Below are 23,772 nucleotides of genomic sequence, written 5' to 3' on the forward strand. Positions count from 1 at the left end.
TTCATGCCTGATTATCGTTCCAAGACTTCCACCCAAGGCCGCAACATGGCCGGCGCCCGCGCCCTGTGGCGCGCCACCGGGATGAAGGACGAAGACTTCAAGAAACCGATCATTGCCATCGCCAACTCGTTCACCCAGTTCGTCCCGGGCCATGTGCACCTGAAGGACCTGGGCCAGCTGGTGGCCCGCGAAATCGAACGCGCCGGTGGCGTGGCCAAGGAATTCAACACCATCGCGGTCGATGACGGCATCGCCATGGGCCACGACGGCATGCTGTACTCGCTGCCAAGCCGCGAAATCATTGCCGACGCCGTGGAATACATGGTCAATGCGCACTGCGCTGACGCCATCGTCTGCATCTCCAACTGCGACAAGATCACCCCCGGCATGCTGATGGCCGCCCTGCGCCTGAACATCCCGGTGATCTTCGTTTCCGGCGGCCCGATGGAAGCCGGCAAGACCAAGCTGGCCAGCCACGGCCTGGACCTGGTCGATGCCATGGTCATCGCGGCCGACTCCACGGCTTCCGACGAGAAAGTCGCCGAATACGAGCGCAGCGCCTGCCCGACCTGCGGTTCGTGCTCCGGCATGTTCACCGCCAACTCGATGAACTGCCTGACCGAAGCCCTGGGCCTGGCCCTGCCGGGCAACGGTTCGACCCTGGCCACCCACTCCGACCGCGAGCAGCTGTTCCTCACGGCCGGCCGCACCATCGTCGAACTGTGCAAACGCTACTACGGCGAGAATGACGAGTCGGTCCTGCCACGCAGCATCGCCAACTTCAAAGCGTTCGAAAACGCCATGATGCTGGACATCGCCATGGGCGGTTCGACCAACACCATCCTGCACCTGCTGGCAGCAGCACAGGAAGGCGAAGTGGCGTTCGACCTGCGCGACATCGACCGCCTGTCACGCAAAGTGCCGCAGCTGTGCAAAGTGGCGCCGAACATCCAGAAGTACCACATGGAAGACGTCCACCGCGCCGGCGGCATCTTCAGTATCCTCGGTTCGCTGGCCCGTGGCGGCCTGCTGCACACCGACCTGCCGACCGTGCACAGCCGCAGCATGGAAGAAGCCATCGCCAAATGGGACATCACCCAGACCGATGACGAAGCCGTGCACACCTTCTTCAAGGCCGGCCCTGCCGGTATCCCGACCCAGACCGCATTCAGTCAGTCGACCCGTTGGGAAACCCTCGACGACGACCGTGAAAACGGCTGTATCCGCAGCTTCGAACACGCCTACTCGCAAGAGGGCGGCCTGGCCGTGCTGTACGGCAACATCGCGCTGGATGGCTGCGTGGTCAAAACCGCCGGTGTCGACGAATCGATCCACGTGTTCGAGGGCACCGCGAAGATCTTCGAAAGCCAGGACAGCGCCGTGCGCGGCATCCTCGCCGACGAGGTGAAAGCCGGCGACATCGTGATCATCCGCTACGAAGGCCCGAAAGGCGGCCCGGGCATGCAAGAGATGCTGTACCCGACCTCGTACCTCAAATCCAAAGGCCTGGGCAAGGCCTGCGCCCTGCTTACCGACGGCCGCTTCTCAGGCGGTACTTCGGGTCTGTCGATCGGCCACGCCTCGCCAGAGGCCGCGGCAGGTGGCGCCATCGGCCTGGTGCGCGACGGCGACAAGGTACTGATCGACATCCCTAACCGTTCTATCAACCTGCTGGTCAGCGATGAAGAGCTGGCGGAACGCCGCGTCGAGCAGGACAAGAAGGGCTGGAAGCCAGCTGAGGTCCGTCCACGCAAGGTGACCACCGCACTCAAGGCCTATGCCCTGCTGGCCACCAGTGCCGACAAAGGCGCTGTGCGTAACAAGGCGATGCTGGAAGGGCTCTGAGGTGTTTTTAGCGTGAAATAAGAACCGGCGCCCTGGGCGCCGGTTTTTTTATGCCTGCACCGGCCCCTTCGCGGGCACGCCCGCTCCCACAAGGGCCGCACAGGTAGGGCAAGATTTACTGGATCTGCTCCGGCGTGACGATCACCCAGTTCTTGTCCGCCGTCACCGGCAACCCTTCCTTGGCCTGCGCCGCCGCATTTTTGGCGATCATCCCGTTGAGCTGGTCCATGTACTTGGCCTTGCGGTTTATCCACAGGTGGATACCGCCTTTGCCCACATCCACACCGTGGAACTGCATGTAGCCATCGCTGGTCGGCGTGTCGCCGCCCACTAGCACCGGTTTCTTCCATTCATCGATGTAGGTAAGGATCGCCGCCTGCTTGCCCGCCATCCAGGTGGCTGGGGTCCACAGGTAGGGGGTCAGCTCCAGGCCCTCGTTAGCCTTGGCATCGTAGTGCCCGGCGCTGATCTGCTTGCGCGCAGTGGTCAGCTGGCCGCTGGCGCGGTCCTTGAGCAACAGGCTCACGCCAATCACGTTCTGGGGCTTCACGTTGTATCCATACTTGGGGTCCGAGGCGACCATGCGCACCAGCTCTTCGGAGGCCGCCGAAACCACATAGACCTCGATGCCATTCTCCATCAGCTTGTTGTACAGCTCGGCCTGGCCCTTGAAGACCTTGGGCGGCTGAACCTCGATGGCCTTGACCTGGTCGCCTTCGTAATAGGTGCTGGGGATCGGCTTGGTCGAAGCCATCAGCTCATCCACCTGCGCTTTCAGCTGCTTGAGGGTAAAGCCAGAGAACACCTGGGCTACCCACGGGTAGCAGACCATGTCATCAATTTCACACAGCCGGTAGTAGTAACTGAACAGGCTTTCCTTGTGCTCGGCAGTGTCCTTGAACGGCATCAGCTTCAGCGATGGGTCGAGCTTGTCGCGGCTTAGCAGGCCCTTGTTTTCCATGAACGGAAGCAAGGCTTCTTCCAGGTCATGGCGGTAACTGGTGTTGTCCATGTCGAACACCGCGTAGTTACCCTTGTTGGCATTGGCGGCGATCATGCTGTCGAGCTGCTTGGCTGCGTCGGCAGGCCAGTGTTTGAGCTCGGTGGCGAAGGTTTCGATACTGAACAGCAGGGACAGGCCGATGGCGGCGGCTTTCACAGCGACTTTCATGTACGAATCTCCTGAAATGACCCAGAAACGCTAGTGCAACAATCCCCACTGCAAACCCTCGATAACGACCCCCAGGCAACTGTAAACGCCTTGTTCATTGCAATTTGCGACACTTCGTTATTCCATAAACGACTATGCAAATTCCATTTGGGTATAAATTCGTTTGTTTTCAGCCTGTTAGCATTTCCGTTCGCAATCGCTCACAGAGGCGATGCCACTTCTGCTTTTTTCTGCTGGAGCTTCAATGAACCTGCCGCTGTCACTCAACCTGCTGGCGTTCCTGGCCCTGTTGCTGGGCCTGGCACAAACCCGCCGCACAGACTGGAGCCTGGCCAAGAAGGTACTGCTTGGCCTGGTGCTGGGCGTGGTCTTCGGCCTTGTGCTGCACACGATCTACGGCGCTGGCCACCCCGTGCTCAAGGCAACCATTGCCTGGCTCGACCTGGTCGGCAACGGCTATGTCGGCCTGTTGCAGATGATCGTCATGCCGCTGATCTTCGCCTCGATCCTCAGTGCCGTGGCGCGCTTGCACAATGCCTCTTCACTGGGCCGCATCAGCGTGCTGAGCATCGGCACCCTGTTGGCGACCACCGCCATTGCCGCTCTGATCGGCATTGTGTTGACCAACCTGTTCGGCCTCAGCGCCGAGGGCCTGGTGGCCGGTGCCCAGGAAAGCGCACGCATGCAGGTTATCCACAGTGACTACGCGGGCAAGGTCGCCGACCTCAACATCCCGCAACTGTTGCTGTCGTTCATCCCCAGCAACCCGGTAGGCGACCTGGCTCGGGCCAAGCCGACCTCGATCATCAGCGTGGTGATCTTTGCCGTGTTCCTCGGCCTGGCCGCGCTGCAGTTGATCAAGGACGACGCAGAGAAGGGCGAGCGCGCCCTGTCGGCCATCGACACCCTGCAGGCCTGGGTGATGCGCCTGGTGCGGGTAGTGATGAAGCTGACCCCCTATGGCGTGCTGGCGCTGATGACCAAAGTCGTGGCCAGCTCCAACACGGAGGACATCCTCAAGCTGGGCAGCTTCGTGGTGGTGTCGTACCTGGGCCTGGGGTTGATGTTCGTGGTGCATGGCATCATCCTCGCCGCCACCGGCGTAAGCCCGCTGCGCTTCTTCCGCAAGGTGTGGCCGGTGCTGACCTTTGCCTTCACCAGCCGCTCCAGCGCCGCCAGCATTCCACTGAACATCGAAGCACAAACCCGCCGTCTGGGCGTGCCGCAATCGATCGCCAGCTTCAGCGCATCGTTCGGCACCACCATTGGCCAGAACGGCTGTGCCGGGCTCTACCCGGCCATGCTGGCGGTGATGGTTGCGCCAGCGGTAGGCATCGACACCTTCGACCCACTGTGGATTGCCACCCTGGTGGCCATCGTCACGCTGAGTTCGGCAGGGGTTGCCGGCGTGGGCGGCGGTGCTACCTTCGCCGCGCTGATCGTGCTGCCAGCCATGGGCTTGCCGGTGGAGTTGGTGGCGCTGCTGATTTCGGTGGAGCCGCTGATCGACATGGGCCGTACGGCGTTGAACGTGAACGGTTCGATGACGGCGGGCGTTGTCACCAGCCAGCTGCTGAAAGAGACAGACAAGGAAGTGCTGGCCGGAGATGAACATGCCGAGCTGAGCCACACCTGACAGATCGCCCGGGGCGCTTTGCGCCCCTTTCGCGGCAAGACCGCTTGAGTCTTGCTCAAAATCTGAACACCCTGTGGTCCCCCGTAGGAGCGGGTTCACCAGCGAAGCAGCCCCCCCGACAATCTCAACCCTTGTCCCAAACCTCGAAGTGATACGCCGGCTTGCCTTCCTCAGCCTGTGCCTCGCTAGAAGTCAGCCTCCACTGCCCTTCATCAAACGCCGGGAACCACGCATCCCCCTCTGGCGCCAACTCAACCCGCGTCAGGTACATACGGTTTACCAGCCCCTTCTCCAGCGCCTGCCCATACAGCTGCGCCCCACCTATCAGCATCAGCTCTCCGACGCCCTGCTCGCGCGCCCACTGCTCGGCCCGCACCAACGCCTCTTCAAGCGAGGCGAACACCTCGGCACCCGCCAGTTGAAGCTCCGGCTGGCGGCTGACCACGATGTTCAGCCGCCCAGGCAACGGCCGCCCCAGCGAATCCCAGGTCTTGCGCCCCATGATGATCGGCTTGCCCAGGGTGGTGGCCTTGAAGTACTTGAAGTCCCCCGGCAAATGCCAGGGCATGGAGTTGTCGATGCCGATCACGCGGTTCTCGGCATACGCCGCGATCAGGCTGAGGGGGAGTGATGTATTCATGCCAGCGAGGATAGCACCGGGCGTGTGGGTTATGCTTCTGCCTTGACCTGTGCAATGGAAGACCTTGTGACTGCACCCACGCCACTGGACAAGCGCTGGCTCACCGAAGCGGTACGCCTGCGCGAAGAACATGCCGGCCCGCTGGAAGACCAGGAAGCCAACCGCCACGCCCGCCAGCTAGGTGGCGACCTGGCCACGCGCATCGAAACACGTGCGCTGTTCCTCGCCGAGCGCGATGGCATGACCGGCGCCCTGCGCCATTGGAAGCAGGGCGCGCGCCTGGCGCTGCTGGCCTTGCTGCTGATGGCCGTGCTCAGCGGCGCAGGCCTGGGGCTGGCCGCCCTCGGTGACGGGCAGCGCCCGGTGAATGTGTTCTGGGCGCTGGGCAGCCTGCTCGGGCTGAACCTGCTGATGCTGCTGGGCTGGACCATGGGTTTTGCCCTGAGCGGCGAGCATGGCGCAGGGCTGGGCCGCTTGTGGCTGTGGCTAAGCGAACGCTTTGCCCGCGATGCCCAGGCCGCGCACCTGGCGCCAGCGCTGCTGGTGCTGCTGCAACGTCAACGCCTCAACCGGTGGCTGCTCGGCCTGTTGGTACATGGCCTTTGGCTGTTGGCGATGCTTACCGCACTGGGCATGCTGCTGGCCTTGCTGGCGACCCGGCGCTATGGCTTTGTCTGGGAAACCACCTTGCTCGCCGCCGACCCGTTCATTCACCTGACCCAAGCGCTGGGCGCCCTGCCCTCGTTGCTAGGCTTCGCCGTGCCCGACGAAGCCATGATCCGCGCCAGCGGCGACAGCCTGCCGGCCCTGGACATGGCACGCCAGGCCTGGGCCAGCTGGCTGCTCGGCGTGGTGCTGGTATACGGCCTGCTGCCCCGCCTGCTGCTGGCCGGGCTATGCCTGTGGCGCTGGCGCCAGGGCCGTGAACGCCTGACGCTGGACCTGGGCCTGCCTGGCTACGCGCAACTGCGCGAGGCACTGATGCCGCGCAGCGAGCGTATCGGCGTGCAGGACGCCGCACCGGAAGCCTTGCCACAATTTGCCGCCGGGCAGCTGGAAAGCGGCAGCAGCGGTGCCCTGCTGGTGGGCCTGGAGCTGGATGACCAGCGCCCCTGGCCACCCGCCCTGCCCAAAAGCGTGACCGATGCCGGCGTGCTCGACAGCCGCGAATCACGCAACCGGCTGCTGGAACAGCTCAGCCGCTTCCCACCGGCACGCCTGGCCATCGCCTGCGACCCACGCCGCTCGCCCGACCGAGGCAGTTTGGCGCTGCTCGCCGAACTGGCGCGCAATGCCGGCGCCACCCGTATCTGGCTGCTGCAGGCCGCACCGGGCCAGCCCCTCGATGCCGAGCGCCTGGGCGATTGGCACGAGGCCCTTGACCGCCTTGGCCTGCAACATGCCGACACCTCACCGCTGACCTGGCTGGAGCATGGCCATGACTGAGCCACTGAAACTGGCCGTGGTCGGCCATACCAATGTTGGCAAAACCTCGCTACTGCGCACCCTGACCCGCGACGTCGGTTTTGGCGAAGTGTCCCACCGCCCCAGCACCACCCGCCATGTGGAAGGTGCGCGACTGTCTGTGGACGGTGAACCCTTGCTGGAGCTGTACGACACGCCCGGCCTGGAAGATGCCATCGCGCTGCTCGACTACCTTGAACGTCTGGAACGCCCGGGCGAGCGCCTGGACGGCCCGGCCCGCCTGGAGCGTTTTCTGCAGGGCAGCGAAGCGCGCCAACGTTTCGAGCAGGAGGCCAAGGTATTGCGCCAACTGCTGGCCAGTAATGCCGGCCTGTATGTGATCGATGCGCGCGAGCCGGTGCTGGCCAAGTACCGAGACGAACTGGAAGTACTGGCCAACTGCGGCAAGCCGTTGCTGCCGGTGCTCAACTTCGTCGCCAGCAGCCAGCACCGCGAACCGGAATGGCGTGAAGCCCTTGCCCGGCTTGGGCTTCACGCATTGGTGCGGTTCGACAGCGTGGCCCCGCCAGAGGATGGCGAACGCCGTTTGTACGAAAGCCTGGCGCTGCTGCTGGAAAGCGCCCGCCCGGCACTGCAACGGCTGATCGACGACCAGCAGGCGCAGCGCCTGGCACGCCGGCACAGCGGCAAGCGCCTGATCGCCGAACTGCTGCTCGACTGCGCTGCATGCCGGCGCAGTGTCGAGGCCGAACCGGCGGCAGAAGCCCGGGCCATCGAGGCGCTGCGCCAGGACATACGCCAACGTGAACAGCGTTGCGTCGAGGCCTTGCTCAAGCTGTATGCCTTCCGCCGCGAGGATGCCCATGCCAGCGACCTGCCGTTGCTGGATGGCCGCTGGGGCGATGATTTGTTCAATCCAGAGACGTTGAAACTGCTGGGCGTGCGCTTGGGAAGCGGTGTGGCGGCGGGGGCTGCGGCCGGTGCCGGGGTCGATTTGCTGGTTGGTGGCCTTACCCTCGGCGCAGCGGCGCTGGCCGGGGCGATTGCCGGCGGCGCGCTGCAGACGGCGCGCAACTATGGGTCACGGTTGATGGGCAAGCTCAAGGGCAAGCGCGAGCTGACCGTGGACGATACGGTATTGCGTTTGCTGGCCTTGCGTCAGCAGCAGTTGATGGTGGCGCTGGATAACCGCGGGCATGCGGCACAGGACAGCATTCGTCTGGTGGAGCTGGATGAAAAGGCCTGGCGTGAGGGCAAGTTGCCGGAGGCGTTGGTCAAAGCGCGGGCGCACCCGCAGTGGTCCACCCTCAATCCAGGGGCAAAGCTGAATCAGGCTGAGCGGCAGGAGCAGCTCGAAGCGCTGGTTTCGCAGATTTGAGGGGCTGCGAGGGGTATGCCTTGAAGGATGTGGTGCCTGTGAGATCGAGCGCCGCCCGCGCGGCGCATCGCGAGCTGCGCTCGCTCCTACGTTTGTTTCGGGCCAGTTATGCCTGTGACAGGCGCGCGCGACCGCCTTGTTTGTACGACGCGATATCGCGGCATGCGCCAAGGGGGGACGCGCGCAAATCCCGCAGGAATGATTGGCCCGAAACAAACGTAGGAGCGAGCGCAGCTCGCGATGCGCCGCGCGGGCGGCGCTCGATCTCACAGGCGACAAAAACCTCAAGCCGGGCCCCCACCAGCCCTCACCCAATCACTGCGCTGCCACCTTCTCCGACTTACCGTCATAGCGCTTGCGCCATTCGGCCAGAATCTGGTCACGGTTTTTCGAAGCCCAGACAAAGTCGTTCTTGATCAACCGCTGCTCATAATCTGCCGGCAGTTCGGTCTGCGGCTTGGCAATGCCCGGCGCGGCCAGTACGGCGAAGTTTTCCTTGTACAGTTCCATGGCCGCCGGGCTGGCCGAGAAGTCGGCCAGGCGCTTGGCCGCATCCGCCTTGGGCGAGCCTTTGATCACCGCGGTTGCCTCGATCTCCCAGCCCAAACCCTCCTTCGGCAGCACGATGTCCAACGGCGCACCTTGGCGCTTGAGCTGCACGGCCGGGTATTCGAACGAAATACCGATCGGGAACTCGCCCGCCGCCGCCAACTTGCATGGTTTGGAGCCGGAATGGACGTACTGGCCGATGTTCTGGTGCAGCGCGTCCATATAGGCCCAGCCCTGCGGCTCGCCAAAGGTTTGCAACCAGGCACTGACATCCAGGAAGCCGGTGCCGGACGAGGCCGGGTTGGGCATGACAATCTTGCCTTTGTACTCAGGCTTGGTCAGGTCCTGCCAGCTCACCGGTTTGCTCAGGCCCTGTTTTTCGGCCTCGATGGTATTGAAGCAAATGGTGGCGGCCCACACGTCCATGCCAACCCAGGCTGGCGGGTTGGCGGCGTCGCGATAATTACCGGAGATCTTGCCCAGGTCCTTGGGCGCATAGGCTTCAAGCATGCCGCTCTGGTCGAGGATGGCCAGGCTCGACGCCGCCAGACCCCACACAGCGTCGGCTTGCGGGCGGTCTTTCTCGGCCAGCAGCTTGGCGGTGATGATACCGGTGGAATCACGCACCCACTTGATCTCGATATCCGGGTTGGCCTTTTCGAAGGCCTGCTTGTAGGTTTTCAGCTGTTCGGCTTCCAACGCGGTGTAGACCGTCAGCTGGGTATCGGCGGCCGACGCCTGCAGGCTGAACACGGCGGAAACGGCAGCGGCAAGGGCAAGGTGCTTGTGCATGGGTAGGTTCCTTGGAAGTCAGACGGTCGCGGCGCGTTGGCGCCAGGCTTGGGAGCGGCGCAGCAGGCCGCGCGAGGCTGCAGCCAGCAACAGTGAAGCGCCGGCACTGGTCAGCAGGATGAGAGTGGACATGGCGGCGGCACCGCCAACGTTGCCGGCGTCGTCCATGTTCAGCACGGCAACTGCAGCCAGGAGGGTGTCGGGGCTGTACAGGAAAATCGCTGCCGACACGGTGGTCATCGCCGATACGAACAGGTAGCGGATGATATCCAGCAGCGCCGGCAGGCAGATCGGCATGGTCACACGCAGGAAGTGCCTGTACAGCGGCGCTTTCAGCGACAGCGCGGCGGCCTCGAACTCGCCGTCGAGCTGGCGCAGGGCGGTGGTCGCGGTCATCTGCGCGGTGGTCAGGTAATGGGCAATGGTGCACACCACCAGCAACCCCATGCCGCCGTACAACACATGCAGCGGGTTGCCGTTCAGGTTGAAGAAGAATACATAGCCCAGGCCCAGTACCAGGCCCGGCACGGCCATGGGGATGAAGCTGAGCAGGCGCAGCGCATGGTTGAGCAGGCGTTGGCCCTGGGTCTTCTCCATCAGGTAGGCACCGGTGAAGATCACGATGCTGCCAATCAGCGCGGTGCCAATGGCCATGGTCACGCTATTGCGGTAGGCCAGCCAGCCGCCACCGGCAGTGTCTTCGAACATGTAGTGGCGCAGCGACAACGACAGGTTGTAGGGCCAGAAAGTGACCAGCGAGGAGTACACCGCCATACCGATCACCACCAGCAACGCCGCGCACACCAGCAGCACAATGGTCAGGAAGCAGGCATCGCGGCTGCGTGATGGCTTGGGTTCGAATACCTGCGCTCGGCCGCCCATGGCCTCGCCCTGGCGCCTACGCAGCCAGGCGTCGACGGTAAAACTGAACAGGGCCGGCAACAGCAGCACCATGCCGATCAGCGCTCCACGACCGAACTGTTGCTGGCCCACCACCGCCTTGTAGGCTTCCAGCGCCAGCACTTGATAGTCGCCCCCCACCACGACCGGTACACCGAAGTCTGTGATAGTCAGCGTGAATACCAGGCAAAACGCCGCGAATACCGCCTGGCGCGAGGCCGGCCAGGTGATGCTGGTGAACGCCCGCCACGAGCCTGCCCCCATGCTGGAGGCCGCATCGAACAGGCGAGCATCAGCCAGTGACAGTGCCGACAGCAGAATCATCAGCGCATGCGGGAAGGTGTAGATAGCCTCGCCCAGCACGATACCCCAGAAGCCGTAGATATTGTCGCTGAGCAACCCGCGCAGCAGGCCCTGATTGCCAAACAGGTAGACCAGGGCAATGGCCGGCAGCATCGACGGTGCCAGCAATGGCAGCAGCGAAATCCCCCGCCACAGGCCCTTGGCCGGGATTAACGTGCGTTGGAGGGCAAAGGCGAACAAATAGGCCAGCGGTACCACAATGGCCGCGACGGTGAAGGCCACCGACAGACTGTTGCCAAGTAGCCAGTGGAAGCTGGGGCTGGCGAACAGTTCACGGGCCGCCAGCAAGCCACCACCCTGGCCCGCTTCCCCGCTGAAGCCACGCCAGAAGATCGCCAGCAAAGGCATCAGCACGGCCAGCACCAACAGAATCAGCAGCAGGCTCTTGCCGCCGATGACGAACAACCGGTCACCCAGGGCGATGCCAGCACGCGGCGTGGCTTTGGCCTGGCTCAACGGCAGGGACATTGGCGCGGCCATCTCAGGCAAACACCTGTAGGCTCTGCGGCGGCAACGCCACCCAGATGTCCTGCGAGCCCAGGCGCGGCATGGCCTCGGGGGCCAGCTCGGCCAGCAGGGCATGGCCTGGCAGAGCCTTGAGTTCAAAGCTCATGCGGCAGCGGTTACCGAGGAAGGTAATTTCACGGACCATGGCCGGGAACAGGTTCTCTTCGTGCACCACCGGGTTGACCGTGATCGCTTCCGGGCGGCAGAACAGCCGGCCACTGCTGGCCTGGGATGACCCCGGCGCCAGGCGCATGTTCATGTCGCCGACCTGAGCATGGTTGTCGCTGCTGCGCTGGAACGGCAGCCAGTTGCCCTGGCCGACGAACTCGGCAACGAACGGCGTGGCCGGATGGTCGTAGATTTCCTGCGGGGTGGCGTACTGCTCGACCTGACCGTTGTTCATCACCGCAATGCGGTCGGCCATCAACATGGCCTCGTCCTGGTTGTGGGTAACCATCAACGTGGTGATGCCCAGTTGGCGCTGCAACTGACGCAGTTCGGTGCACAAGTGCTCACGCACCCGGGCGTCCAGCGCCGACATCGGCTCATCGAGCAGCAGCAGCGATGGCGACGGTGCCAGAGCGCGGGCCAGGGCCACACGTTGCTGTTGGCCACCGGAGAGCTGGCCTGGGTACTTCTTCTCGCTGCCCGACAGGCCTACCAGTTCGAGCATTTCGGCCACCCGCTGGCGGGCCTGCTCCCGAGCACTGCCCGACAGGCCATAGGCGATATTGGCTTCGACGGTAAGGTTGGGAAACAGCGCGTAGGACTGGAACAGGATGCCGTAGTCCCGCGCCTGGGGAGACAGATCGGAGATATCGCGTTCGCCGATGTACAGCGTACCGCGGTCCTGGCGTTCCAGGCCGGCAATGCAACGCAGCAGCGTGGTCTTGCCACAGCCGGATGGGCCGAGCAGGCACACCAGCTCGCCCGCGGCGATGTCCAGCGAGACATCGTTGAGCGCCGTGAAGGCTCCGAAGCGCTTGTGGATATTGCACACTTTTATCTGTGCGCCGGGGGTGGTGTGGTTCATGGCAGGGCCTCATCGAAGAGATGGGGCCATGCTAGGCAGGCTGTGCGAAGGTTCTGTGGCTTTAAGGCAAAAGCCGGTGATAGTGGTATAGGCAGATTTAGTAGTGGACCGCGAAGAATCTAGAACTGCGAACCGGCCACTTCCTGCGCCACCCCCAGGAATGCCGCCGGCAACCTCGCCTGGCGCCGTTCCTTCAGGCAATACAGGTACTCATGCATCACCGGCGCATTCTCCAGCGCCAGCACCCGGAGTTCAGGGTTGTGCGGCACCTCATGGCGGGCAATCACGCTGATGCCGATATTGCGTAGCACCGCTTCGCGGATCGACTCGCGGCTGCCGATTTCCATCATGGCGCTGGCCTTGACCCCAGCCTCCTGCATCATCTGCTCGGTCAGCTTGCGTGTGGTCGAGCCCTTCTCGCGCATCAGCAGGCAATGCCCCGACACCACCTCGATCGACACCGTCTGGCGATGGGCCAGCGGGTGGTTACGGTGCACCGCCACCACCAAAGGGTCAGTGCCCAATATCCGCCGCACCAACCGTGCGTCCTCCACCCATTGCGACGACGCGGCAATATCCACCCGGTAATCCTCAAGCATTTCCAGTACCTGCTGCGAATTGCCGATCTCCACCGCTACCTCAACCTGCGGCAGGCGTTCGCGATAGACCTTGACCAGGTCGAGAATGTAGTAAGGCGCAGTGGCAGCGATGCGCAAGCTGCCCTGGGCCTGGCCACTGTTGCGCAGCTCGAACTCGATGTCGGCTTCCTGCTGCAGCAGCGCCTTGACCATCGGCAGCAGGCGTAGGCCTTCCTCGCTCAATACCAGGCGCCGCCCGCCGCGGTAGAACAGCTCCACAGCGTACTGGCCTTCCAGGCTGCGGATCTGGGTGGTCACCGTGGGCTGGCTGAGGCCAAGCTTCTTCGCCGCCTGGGTGATGCTGCCCAGACGGGCCACCATGTAGAAGGCCTTCAGCTCGGCACTCAGCATGCACGTCCTCTATTTACGCAAAAGGCGCAAGCCGTTGAACACCACCAGCAAGCTCACGCCCATATCAGCGAACACCGCCATCCACATCGTGGCCATGCCGGCAAAGGTAATCGCCAAAAATATCGCCTTGATGCCCAATGCCAGAACGATGTTCTGCATAAGGATCGCCGCACTTTGGCGCGACAGCCTGACGAAGGCCGGGATTTTCCGCAAGTCATCGTCCATAAGCGCCACATCGGCAGTCTCGATCGCCGTGTCGGTGCCGGCAGCAGCCATGGCAAAGCCTATTTCGGCGCGAGCCAGCGCCGGGGCGTCGTTGATGCCGTCACCGACCATGCCCACCCGATGGCCTTGGTCGTACAAGGCCTCAATGGTTTTCAGCTTGTCGGCCGGCAACAGGTTGCCCTCGGCGCGGTCGATCCCCACCACGGCGGCAATGGCCTGCGCAGTATGGGGATTGTCACCGGTCAGCATGACAGTCTTGATACCCAGTTGATGCAATTCGGCGATCGCCTGACGGCTGCTGTCCTTGACCGTGTCGGCCACGGCGAACAGTGCCAGTGGCCCGGAGCGGTCGAGCAGCAGGACCACTGTATTGCCCTGGCGCTCCAGCGCATCCAGTTGGGCCTCCAGCGCTGGCGAACACAGCCCCAGCTCCTCGACCAGACGATGATTGCCCAGGTGGTAGACCTCACCGGCGATCACGCCACGCACGCCACGCCCGGCCAGGGCGGCGAAGTCACTGACCTCGCTCAAGGCCAGGCCTTGCTGCTTGCCGAACTCGGCAATGGCGCGGGACACCGGGTGGTCCGAACGCTCGCCCAGGCTGGCCGCCAAGGCCTGTGCACGGTCTTCGAACAGCGGCACCAGCACCTTGGCGTCGGTCTGCACCGGCTTGCCATGGGTAATGGTGCCGGTCTTGTCCAGGGCCAGGAAATCAAGGTGGCGGCCACCCTCCAGGTACACGCCACCCTTGATCAGGATGCCTTTGCGCGCAGCGGCGGCCAGGCCACTGACGATGGTCACCGGGGTCGAGATCACCAGCGCGCACGGGCAGGCCACCACCAGCAGCACCAAGGCGCGGTAAACCCAGTCGAACCAGGCGCCAGCCATGAACAGCGGTGGTATCAGCGCCACGGCCAAGGCGATGGCGAACACCACCGGGGTGTAGATGCGCGAAAAACGGTCGACAAAGCGCTGGGTAGGCGCCCGCGCGCCTTGTGCTTCCTCCACCGCCTTGATGATCCGCGCCAGGGTCGACTGCCCGGCAGCGGCGGTGACGCGAAACTCCAGCGCCCCCGCCTGGTTGATGGTGCCCGCGAACAGTTTGTCGCCCACCCCCTTCTCCACAGGCAGGCTTTCGCCGGTAATCGGTGCCTGATCGACGCTGGATTGCCCACTGGTCACTTCACCGTCCAGGCCGATGCGCTCACCCGGGCGCACCCGCACCAGTGCGCCGATGTCTACCTCACGCACTTCCAGCTCGCGCCACTGGCCATCGGCCTGCTGCACCGTAGCCATGTCCGGGGTCAGTTGCATCAAGCCGCTGATGGCATTACGCGCACGGTCCAGCGAGCGCGCTTCGATCAGTTCGGCAACGGTGAACAGCACCATCACCATAGCCGCTTCCGGCCACTGGCCAATCAATACGGCCCCCGTCACGGCGATACTCATCAGTGCATTGATGTTGAGGTTACGGTTTTTCAGGGCAATCCAGCCCTTCTTGTAAGTACCCAGGCCGCAACCGAGGATCGCTGCCAGTGCCAGGCCCGCCACCACCCATTCCGGGGCGAGTGCAGCAAAGTGCACGATTTCGGCGGCGATTGCGGCAACGCCCGACAATGCCAGTGGCCACCAGCGGGCCTTGGCCGGTTGTGGCACGCTGGCGCTGCCATCGTCTTGGGCGGCAATCGGCTCGGCCTTCATGCCCAGGCTGTCGATAGCCCGCTCGATATCGGCGGTGCCATCCAGGGTGTGGCGCACGCCAAGCACGCGGTTGATCAGGTTGAATTCCAGCTGTTCGATACCGGCCAGCTTGCTCAGCTTGTCCTGGATCAGGGTCTGCTCGGTGGGGCAGTCCATCGCATCAATGCGGAAACGGCTGAGTTGCGCCTGGGCGCTGGCCGTTTCGCTCAGTTGCACCAGCGGCGGTGCGGCTTTGGCGCCGCAGCAGCTGTGGCCGTGGGCAGCATGGCCATGGTCGTCATCGCCATGAGCGTGATCGTGATCGTGCGGATGCTTGTGTTCGTGGCTGACAGGCTGGTTCATGGGGTCATCCTTAAATTGAGCCTGTTGCCAAGTGAACACCCTGTAGCCACTATAGGGTCAAGCCACTTGCTGGAGATTTCGTGATGAAGATCGGAGAACTGGCCAAAGCCACCGACTGCGCGGTGGAAACCATCCGCTACTACGAGCGTGAAAACCTGCTGCCGGAGCCAGCGCGCAGCGACGGCAACTACCGGCTATACACCCAGGCCCATGTGGAGCGGCTGACCTTTATCCGCAACTGCCGCACGCTGGACATGACCCTGGACGAAATTCGCAGCCTGCTACGCCTGCGCGACAGCCCCGACGACGCGTGCGGCAGCGTCAATGCGCTGATCGACGAGCATATCGAGCATGTTCAGGCGCGGATCGATGGCTTGGTGGCATTGCAAGAGCAGTTGGTGGAGCTGCGGCGGCGCTGCAATGCGCAGGGGAGTGAGTGCGCGATCTTGCAGCAACTGGAGACGAACGGGGCGGTATCGGTGCCGGATACCGAACATTCGCATGTGGGGCGCAGTCACGGGCATTGAGCCAAACTCTTCGCGGGTGAACCCGCTCTCATCAAACAAAATACAACCCACTGTTTTCTAAGCACTCAAGCGGCCACCAGCTGATACCCCAGTTTCCGGGCTTTGCGGAGCAAAGCCCGGACCTGCCGGTCCTGGCTTCTGGTTTCGAACTCCTCAAGACCTTTTTCAACATAAGCCTGCTTCTTGGTTAAAAGGTTGTACACCAGACGTGCCAACTGATGCGCAGTGGCCTTGATGGCGCAGCTGGTATCCATTCGAGTCAGTCTGGCTCGGTGCGATGCACCAATGAAACCCTTGTCGTTACGGGCATTGGATGCAGCCTGCTTGAGTGCTTGAGCTGCTCGATTGACTATTTTTGGCCCACCACTTGCCAGTCGATGACCGCCGGAGATTCGAGTAGGGGGAGCCAGTCCCAACCAAGAGCAGAAGTGCTGTGAGGACGGGAAGCGTGATAGATCTGTACCGATCTCCCCTGCCAGCACTAATGCAGTGTCCACCCCAATGGTTGGAATTGCGGTTAGGTCCACGCCAAGAACTTTCCACAATGTCTGATGCAGTTCAGTCTGTTGGGCACCGTTTCGGTGCGGGCTCCGTAAAGGCTTATTGGATGGCTCTGGCTTGTTTTGCAGCACCGGCAACTGCTCTAACGCGGCTTTTATGGCGTCGTCACAATCAGCAATTTGCTGCTCCAGGAAGTCATAGGCAGCCAATTCCTGAGTTAGCGCATGCAAATGCTCGCGTCGCCAATTGCCATGAAGACTCCGAGCGACAGCCTCCTTGCCTGCCTTGATGCGGCGGTCGGTCAGTTCAGCCAGTTGCACTGGGTCCCGTTCACCTGCGCAGATGGCTCGCAAAATCTTCATGCCAGTTACGCCGGAAATATCACTGATGACATTGGCCAGCTGGATGTTCATTTGGCTCATGGCCTTTTGCATCCGGTTCAGCGTCTGCGCCTGGTCTTTCACTTTGGAAGCACGCTGCCTGACCAATGACCGGACGCAGCAGGTCAGATCATCGGGGCGGAATGCGCCTCTGAGCAGTCCATGAGTCATCAGCTGCCAAATCCACTGGCAATCCAGCACATCTGATTTACGGCCCGTGATTTGCCGAGTTGCTCTGGCATTGACGAGATAAACCTCAAAACCGCGCTCGCTGAGAATCTCGTAAATTGGAATCCAATAAACCCCCGTGGATTCCATGGCAACGACCTTGATCCCCAGGCTTTCAAGCCAGTTAGCCATCTTGAGCAGGTCGTCAGTAAAGGACGTGAACGACTGGACGGGATTTTCGTGCCGGGGATCGACCGCCACGAAATGCTCTCGACCACCGACATCGATCGCTGCGCAATCGGGATGGACGACGGTAAAGCGTTGCTTGGAAGGCTTGCGCGCCATGATGAATCCTCGCAGGATAAAGGGCGCGCGGGGCACACGGTGGCGAAAGGGTTCACTCTCTCATACGTGGTCACAGCTGAATCAGCTGATGCCTACAGGGACTTCACGCCGATACCGTGCGGATCACTCTCCCACGCGGGTGTGCGGCTGGCTACGATCTCTGTCCCGCGCACACGAACCCTAACAAAGCAAAAGGCGGCTGGCCCTACCGGGCCAACCGCCTTTTCTTTTTCAAAATGTCAGCGTCGCTGCGGATCTAAAGCCGTACACCTCATGTTTGCTGCGCGACAGCGCAGCCCGGAAGGGCTGGGTGATCTCCCACAGGGACCGCGCACGACTTAGGCCTGTGCAGTACCCTGTGGAGCGGGTTCACCCGCGAAGAAGCCAGTTCAAACAATGGAGATCTATCAGACCGCCATCGGCGCTGTCATCGGCGCGTGGTGTTCATAACCTTCCAGCCAGAAATCACTCGGCTCGATCTTCTCCAGCCACTCCGGCTCATACTTGCCAGTTTCGGCAAATGCCGGCACACGGTCGCTGATGACCAGCTTCGGCGCCTCCAGCGGCTCGCGCTGGAGCTGCTCGTTGAGCATGTCCAGATGGTTTTCATACACATGGGCATCGCCGATGAAGTAGGTGAACCAGCGCGGTGTATAGCCGGTCAGGCGGCCGAACAACGACAGCAGCGCCGCACCTTCGGTGAGGTTGAACGGTGTGCCCAGCCCCAGGTCGTTGGAGCGGATGTAGAGGGTCAGGGAAATTTCCCTGGTCTCGACATTCGGGTGGAACTGGTACAGCAGGTGACACGGTGGCAGTGCCATTTCGTCCAGTTGCGCGCAGTTCCAGCCATGGAACAGGATGCGGCGGCTACCCGGGTCGTTGGCGATGGTGTCCAGGCACTGGCGCACCTGATCGATCGCCTTGTACAGGATGACGAACGCGACGCCGTCCTCTTCGTCCTGGGCAATGCGGCGGAAACCGGCTTGCTCGGCCATTTCGATGGCCGCCGGGTTGCTCAGCGGGATGCGCTTGTAGCCCGGCCACTGGCGCCATTGCACACCATAGATCTCGCCCAGGTCGTCATGGCCTTGGCGGAACGGGTTGGCCAGCCACTGGGCGTTTTCGTTGGCATTCTGGTCCCAGACCTTGCAGCCCAGCTCGCGGAACTCACCGGCGTTCTTCACGCCACGCAGGAAACCGACCATTTCACCAATCGCCGACTTGAACGCCAGCTTGCGCGTGGTAATGGCCGGAAAGCCCTTCTGCAGGTCGAAACGCAGCATCGCGCCCGGCAGGCTGATGGTGCGGATGCCGGTGCGGTTTCCTTGCAACGTGCCGTTGTCGATGACGTCGCGGACCAGGTCCAGATACTGTTTCATGGCTTACCTGTAGCAAAAACGGCAGGGGGATCGCCCCTGCCGTGGGATTAATCAGGCGGGTTTCGCCGTGGGCTTGCGATTATAAGCCCACCAGATCAAGACGAGGCCACCGACTATCATCGGAATGCACAGCAACTGGCCTTGAGTGAGCCAACCGAACGCGATGTAACCGAGTTGTGCATCCGGCACCCGGACAAACTCCACGGCAAAGCGGAAGATGCCGTAGCACAGCGAGAACATTCCCGACACCGCCATGGTCGGCCGTGGCTTGCGCGAGAACAGCCACAGGATGACGAACAGCGCCACGCCCTCAAGGGCGAACTGGTAGAGCTGCGACGGGTGGCGTGGCAACTGGGCCGGGTCGCTGAACGGCGGGAAGATCATCGCCCATGGCACGTCGGTGGGTTTGCCCCACAGCTCGGCGTTGATGAAGTTGCCGATACGCCCGGCGCCCAGGCCAATCGGCACCAGCGGGGCGACGAAGTCCATCAGCTCGAAGAACGACTTGTTGTTGCGCTTGCCGAACCACAAGGCCGCCAGCATCACGCCGATGAAGCCGCCGTGGAACGACATACCGCCCTTCCACACTTCGAAGATCAGCGTCGGGTTGGCCAGGTAGGCGTGCAGGTCGTAGAACAGCACATAGCCCAGGCGCCCGCCGACAATCACCCCCATCGACAGCCAGAACACCAGGTCGGACAGCTTCTCGCGGTTCCAGGTGGGGTCGAAGCGGTTCAGCCGGCGTGAGGCCAGCAGCCAGGCACCGCCGATGCCGATCAGGTACATCAGGCCGTACCAATGGATTTTCAGCGGCCCGATGGCCAAGGCCACGGGGTCTATCTGCGGGTAAGGCAGCATGGAACTTCCTCTCGATTCAAATCAAAAAGCTGAGGCCGACACAGAACAGCAGGGCTGCGAACAGGCGTTTCAACAAACGGGGCGACAGCTTGTGCGCCAGGCGCGCGCCGAAGCGGGCAAAAAACATGCTGGTCACGGCAATGCCGACAAGCGCCGGCAGGTACACGTAACCCAGGCTGTTAGGCGGCAGATGCTCCTCGTGCCACCCCAGCAGCATGAAGCTCAGGGCACTAGCCACAGCAATCGGTAGGCCACAGGCCGAGGACGTGGCCACTGCCTGCTGCATGGGCAGGCTGCGCCAGGTGAGGAACGGCACCGTCAGCGAACCACCGCCAATGCCGAATATGGCCGAAGCCCAGCCGATTACGCCGCCTGCGCCGATCAATGCGGGCTTGCCGGGGACGCCACGGCTGGCCTTGGGTTTGAGGTCCAGCGCCATCTGCGCGGCGATGACCAGGGCGAACACGCCAATGATCTTTTGCAGCAGCGGGCCCTGGATAAGCGAGGCGGTCTTGGCGCCGACACCCGCCCCGAGCAGGATGCCAAGGGTCATCCAGGCGAAGATTGACCATTGCACGGCACCCTTGCGGTGGTGCTCCAGCACGGCGTTGATAGAAGTGAAGACGATGGTGGCCAGCGACGTGCCGACTGCCAGGTGGGTCAGCACCGAAGCGTCGAAACCCTGCAGGGTAAAGCTGAACACCAGCACCGGCACGATGATGATGCCGCCGCCCACGCCGAACAGCCCGGCCAGCACACCGGCACAGGCGCCCAACAACAGATAGAGCACGAATTCCATTCGGCTTCCCCTAGAAAATCAATCCGGCATGGTAACGGAAGCCGGGCTCGGGGCTCTAGTGAACTCTGTGTCAGGATGGATCCGCACTGCTCCTGTGGGTACAGTGACAAAAAAACACGGAGGCCCACCCCATGTGCCTGATCGTATTTGCCTGGCGGCCGGGGCACGCCCTGCCGCTGATCGTGGCGGCCAACCGCGACGAATTCTATGCCCGCCCCACTCAGCCCTTGGCGGCCTGGGAGGATGCACCTGGGGTGCATGCCGGGCGCGACCTGGAGGCAGGCGGTACCTGGCTGGGCGTAGGCCCACAGCAGCGCTTTGCCGCGCTGACCAACATCCGCGACCCGGGCCAGGCGCCGGGGCCTCGCTCGCGGGGTGAGCTGGTGGCGGCGTTTCTGCAAGGGGAGCTGGGGGTCGAGGCTTACCTGGACCAGGTAACCAGCCGTAGTGGGCAGTACTCGGGGTTCAACCTGCTGGTGGGTGACGGGCAGCAACTGGGTTATCTGCATGCCCGTGAGGCCACGCCGCGCCTGCTGAAGGCTGGGGTTTACGGGCTTTCGAACGCCGGGTTGGATACACCGTGGCCGAAACTGGTGAAGGCACGTGACGGGCTGCAGCGCCTGCTGGACACACCGGAGCCGCACAGGCTGCTGGCATTACTTGCGGATAACGAGCCCGCGGCTGATGGTGATCTACCCGAGACAGGCGTGGGGTTGGCAACTGAGCAGTTGCTGTCGAGCGTGTTCATCGCCAGCCAAAATTACGGGACCCGGGCGAGTACAGTGCTGATTGTGGATAAAAAGGGGCAAAGGCGGCTGGTTGAGCGCAGTTTCGGGCCTTTTGGCGGGCATTTGGGTGAAATAGAGTTGCTGGCCTGAGCATTTGATGTTGTCTGTTAGGGCCTCTTCGCGGGTAAACCCGCTCCTACAACGGCCTGTGCCAGGCCACCGATGTGTGCCCCCCCGCTCCGCGCGTAGGAGCGGGTTTACCCGCGAATAGCCCGAACAGGCAAACGCTCAGTCAGAGGGTCTTGTTGGCTTCAGGCCCAATCATCCGCGCCAACCCAAGGTTCTTCAAGGCCAGTTGCAGCGAGCTGTGGATAACCTGCGGGTTGTCATGGCTCAAGGCCTCGGCCAGCAGTTCCTTGGCCTTGCCCATATTGATCTGGCGAAGCATCCACTTGACCTTCGGCAGGTTGGTGGCGTTCATCGACAGGCTGTCAAAGCCCATGGCCATCAACAGGACTGACGCTGCCGGGTCACCGGCCATCTCACCGCAGATGCTCACCGGCTTGCCTTCGCCATGGGCGTCACGCACCACCGTGTTCAGCGCCTGCAGCACCGCCGGGTGCAGGTAGTCGTACAGGTCGGCAACCCGCGGGTTGTTGCGGTCCACCGCCAGCAGGTACTGGGTCAGGTCGTTGGAGCCGACCGACAGGAAGTCCACCTGCCGCGCCAGTTCCTTGGTCTGGTACACCGCCGCTGGAATTTCCACCATCACACCCACGGGCGGCATCGGTACATCGGTACCTTCATCACGCACTTCACCCCAGGCGCGGTGGATCAGGTGCAGCGCCTCTTCCAGCTCGTGAATGCCGGAAATCATCGGCAGCAGGATACGCAGGTTGTTCAGGCCCTCGCTGGCCTTGAGCATGGCGCGGGTCTGTACCAGGAAGATTTCCGGGTGGTCGAGGGTGACGCGGATGCCGCGCCAGCCGAGGAACGGGTTTTCTTCCTTGATCGGGAAGTACGACAGCGCCTTGTCACCACCGATGTCGAGGGTTCGCATGGTCACCGGCAGCGGGTGGAAGGCCGCCAGCTGCTCACGGTAGATGGCCAACTGCTCTTTCTCACTGGGGAAGCGCTGGTTGATCATGAACGGCACTTCAGTGCGGTACAGGCCTACCCCTTCGGCGCCGCGCTGCTGGGCACGAGCCACGTCAGCGAGCAGCCCGGTGTTGACCCACAGGGGCATGCGGTGGCCGTCGGGGGTGATGCACGGAAGTTCGCGCAGTGCATCCAGCCCTTGGGCAAGCTGGCGCTCCTCCTCGACCACTTCGCTGTACTGCTTGCGCAGCACTTCGCTGGGGTTGGTGAACACTTCGCCCTTGTAGCCGTCGACGATCAGTTCAATACCGTCGACTTTGGAGTACGGCAGGTCGACCAGGCCCATCACCGTGGGGATGCCCATGGCCCGCGCGAGGATGGCGACGTGGGAGTTGCCCGAGCCGAGTACCGAGACCAGGCCGACCAGCTTGCCTTCCGGCACTTCACCGAGCATGGCCGGTGTCAGTTCCTCACTGACCAGGATGGTGTTGTCGGCATACACCAGCGACTGCGAACGTGCTTCCTGCAGATACGCCAGCAGGCGCCGCCCCAGGTCCTTGACGTCGGAGGCACGCTCACGCAGGTAGTCATCGTCCATCAGTTCGAAGCGGTTGACGTGCTCACCAACCACCTGGCGCAGGGCGCCCTGGGCCCATTGGCCGGTCTTGATGACCTCGGTCACCTCTCCGCCCAAGGCTGCATCTTCAAGCATCATCAGATACACATCGAACAGCGCGCGCTCTTCCGGGCGCAGCTGGGTGGCGAGCTTGGCCGACAGCTTGCGCATGTCGTCGCGCACACCTTCCAGAGCGTTCTGGAACAGCCTGAGTTCGGCGTCGATATCATCGACGGTCTTGTCCGGGACCACTTCCAGATCGGCCGGCGGCAACATTACCACCGCACGCCCCACGGCGGCGCCAGGCGACCCCGGCACACCCACGAAGCGCGCCTCCTGGATACCTTTGCCCTGACGGCCCAGGCCACGGATCGAGCCGGTAGCCTCGGCGTGGGCGATAACCCCGGCAAGCTGGGCGCTCATGGTGACCAGGAAGGCTTCTTCGCCCTCGTCGAACTGGCGGCGCTCCTTTTGCTGGATGACCAGTACACCGACCACACGGCGGTGGTGGATGATTGGCGCACCCAGGAAGGAGGCGAATTTCTCTTCGCCGGTTTCGGCAAAGTAGCGGTAACGCGGGTGGTCGGCAGCGTTTTCCAGGTTCAGCGGCTCTTCCCGGGTACCGACCAGGCCAACCAGGCCTTCGTTGGGGGCCATGCTGACCTTGCCGATGGAGCGCTTGTTCAGGCCTTCGGTAGCCATCAGCACGAAGCGGTTGGTTTCCGGGTCGAGCAGGTAGACCGAGCAGACCTGGCTGCCCATGGCTTCCTTGACGCGCAAGACAATGATCCCCAACGCCGACTTGAGATCTTTGGCGGAGTTTACTTCCTGGACGATCTTGCGCAGCGTATTGAGCATGGCTCGGGGTCGAACTCCG

Annotated in this window: 18 protein-coding genes; 6 read left to right on the plus strand and 12 right to left on the minus strand. The window is 62.8% G+C overall.

All coding sequences use genetic code 11. The features are described 5' to 3' along the window. The first annotated feature begins 3 nt into the window (after nucleotides 1-3). Complete coding sequence (gene ilvD, locus GST84_25015) at nucleotides 4-1,845, plus strand: dihydroxy-acid dehydratase (protein ID XGB15431.1); 1,842 nt, start codon at nucleotides 4-6, stop codon at nucleotides 1,843-1,845. A gap of 115 nt (nucleotides 1,846-1,960) precedes the next feature. On the opposite strand, the gene GST84_25020 is transcribed toward ilvD, so the two are convergent. After that, nucleotides 1,961-3,016 (minus strand): haloacid dehalogenase-like hydrolase, encoded by a 1,056-nt coding sequence (locus tag GST84_25020; GenBank protein ID XGB15432.1) that lies wholly within the window; start codon nucleotides 3,014-3,016, stop codon nucleotides 1,961-1,963. A 244-nt stretch (nucleotides 3,017-3,260) separates the two neighbouring features. On the opposite strand from GST84_25020, the gene GST84_25025 reads away from it, so the two are divergent. After that, nucleotides 3,261-4,652: a cation:dicarboxylase symporter family transporter gene (locus GST84_25025; protein ID XGB15433.1), complete on the plus strand. Its 1,392-nt coding sequence runs from the start codon at nucleotides 3,261-3,263 to the stop codon at nucleotides 4,650-4,652. Between the two features lie 124 nt (nucleotides 4,653-4,776). On the opposite strand, the gene GST84_25030 is transcribed toward GST84_25025, so the two are convergent. Then, nucleotides 4,777-5,292: a dihydrofolate reductase gene (locus GST84_25030; protein ID XGB15434.1), complete on the minus strand. Its 516-nt coding sequence runs from the start codon at nucleotides 5,290-5,292 to the stop codon at nucleotides 4,777-4,779. Between the two features lie 54 nt (nucleotides 5,293-5,346). On the opposite strand from GST84_25030, the gene GST84_25035 reads away from it, so the two are divergent. Both GST84_25035 and GST84_25040 read left to right on the plus strand, forming a co-directional pair. Further along, nucleotides 5,347-6,738: a DUF2868 domain-containing protein gene (locus GST84_25035; GenBank protein XGB15435.1), complete on the plus strand. Its 1,392-nt coding sequence runs from the start codon at nucleotides 5,347-5,349 to the stop codon at nucleotides 6,736-6,738. Further along, nucleotides 6,731-8,095, plus strand: a complete 1,365-nt coding sequence (locus GST84_25040; protein XGB15436.1) for a DUF3482 domain-containing protein — start codon at nucleotides 6,731-6,733, stop codon at nucleotides 8,093-8,095. The genes GST84_25035 and GST84_25040 overlap by 8 nt, the downstream gene beginning before the upstream one ends. A gap of 315 nt (nucleotides 8,096-8,410) precedes the next feature. Here the strand turns inward: GST84_25040 and GST84_25045 are convergent, their stop codons facing one another. From GST84_25045 to GST84_25065, 5 genes are all read right to left on the minus strand, one after another. Beyond that, nucleotides 8,411-9,436 carry a putative 2-aminoethylphosphonate ABC transporter substrate-binding protein gene (locus GST84_25045; protein XGB15437.1) on the minus strand — a complete coding sequence of 342 codons (1,026 nt, stop codon included), beginning with the start codon at nucleotides 9,434-9,436 and terminating at the stop codon, nucleotides 8,411-8,413. An 18-nt stretch (nucleotides 9,437-9,454) separates the two neighbouring features. Then, nucleotides 9,455-11,179, minus strand: a complete 1,725-nt coding sequence (locus tag GST84_25050) for a putative 2-aminoethylphosphonate ABC transporter permease subunit (protein ID XGB15438.1) — start codon at nucleotides 11,177-11,179, stop codon at nucleotides 9,455-9,457. 1 nt (nucleotide 11,180) lies between these two features. Beyond that, complete coding sequence (locus tag GST84_25055) at nucleotides 11,181-12,239, minus strand: putative 2-aminoethylphosphonate ABC transporter ATP-binding protein (GenBank protein XGB15439.1); 1,059 nt, start codon at nucleotides 12,237-12,239, stop codon at nucleotides 11,181-11,183. Between the two features lie 119 nt (nucleotides 12,240-12,358). Continuing rightward, complete coding sequence (locus GST84_25060; GenBank protein XGB15440.1) at nucleotides 12,359-13,228, minus strand: LysR family transcriptional regulator; 870 nt, start codon at nucleotides 13,226-13,228, stop codon at nucleotides 12,359-12,361. A 9-nt stretch (nucleotides 13,229-13,237) separates the two neighbouring features. Further along, complete coding sequence (locus tag GST84_25065) at nucleotides 13,238-15,496, minus strand: heavy metal translocating P-type ATPase (protein XGB15441.1); 2,259 nt, start codon at nucleotides 15,494-15,496, stop codon at nucleotides 13,238-13,240. Nucleotides 15,497-15,579: 83 nt separating this feature from the next. Between GST84_25065 and cadR the strand changes: the two genes are divergently transcribed. After that, entirely contained in the window at nucleotides 15,580-16,023 is a 444-nt protein-coding gene (gene cadR, locus GST84_25070) for a cadmium resistance transcriptional regulator CadR (GenBank protein XGB15442.1), read from the plus strand. Nucleotides 16,024-16,088: 65 nt separating this feature from the next. Here cadR and GST84_25075 read toward each other — a convergent pair whose 3' ends face one another. The 4 genes from GST84_25075 to GST84_25090 all read right to left on the minus strand — a co-directional run bounded on the left by GST84_25075 (nucleotide 16,089) and on the right by GST84_25090 (nucleotide 20,453). Continuing rightward, nucleotides 16,089-17,417 (minus strand): IS110 family transposase, encoded by a 1,329-nt coding sequence (locus tag GST84_25075; GenBank protein XGB15443.1) that lies wholly within the window; start codon nucleotides 17,415-17,417, stop codon nucleotides 16,089-16,091. Between the two features lie 407 nt (nucleotides 17,418-17,824). Then, a complete protein-coding gene (locus GST84_25080; GenBank protein ID XGB15444.1) occupies nucleotides 17,825-18,796 on the minus strand; it encodes a thymidylate synthase in 972 nt (323 codons plus the stop codon). Nucleotides 18,797-18,847: 51 nt separating this feature from the next. Then, a complete protein-coding gene (locus GST84_25085) occupies nucleotides 18,848-19,654 on the minus strand; it encodes a prolipoprotein diacylglyceryl transferase (GenBank protein ID XGB15445.1) in 807 nt (268 codons plus the stop codon). Between the two features lie 16 nt (nucleotides 19,655-19,670). Then, nucleotides 19,671-20,453 carry a TSUP family transporter gene (locus GST84_25090; protein XGB15446.1) on the minus strand — a complete coding sequence of 261 codons (783 nt, stop codon included), beginning with the start codon at nucleotides 20,451-20,453 and terminating at the stop codon, nucleotides 19,671-19,673. Between the two features lie 131 nt (nucleotides 20,454-20,584). On the opposite strand from GST84_25090, the gene GST84_25095 reads away from it, so the two are divergent. After that, entirely contained in the window at nucleotides 20,585-21,331 is a 747-nt protein-coding gene (locus GST84_25095; protein ID XGB15447.1) for a hypothetical protein, read from the plus strand. A 142-nt stretch (nucleotides 21,332-21,473) separates the two neighbouring features. On the opposite strand, the gene ptsP is transcribed toward GST84_25095, so the two are convergent. Continuing rightward, a complete protein-coding gene (gene ptsP / locus GST84_25100) occupies nucleotides 21,474-23,753 on the minus strand; it encodes a phosphoenolpyruvate--protein phosphotransferase (protein ID XGB15448.1) in 2,280 nt (759 codons plus the stop codon). Nucleotides 23,754-23,772: the final 19 nt, after the last annotated feature.

Origin of the sequence: Pseudomonas putida, from assembly GCA_041879295.1 — a bacterium.
Lineage (GTDB): Bacteria > Pseudomonadota > Gammaproteobacteria > Pseudomonadales > Pseudomonadaceae > Aquipseudomonas > Aquipseudomonas putida_Y.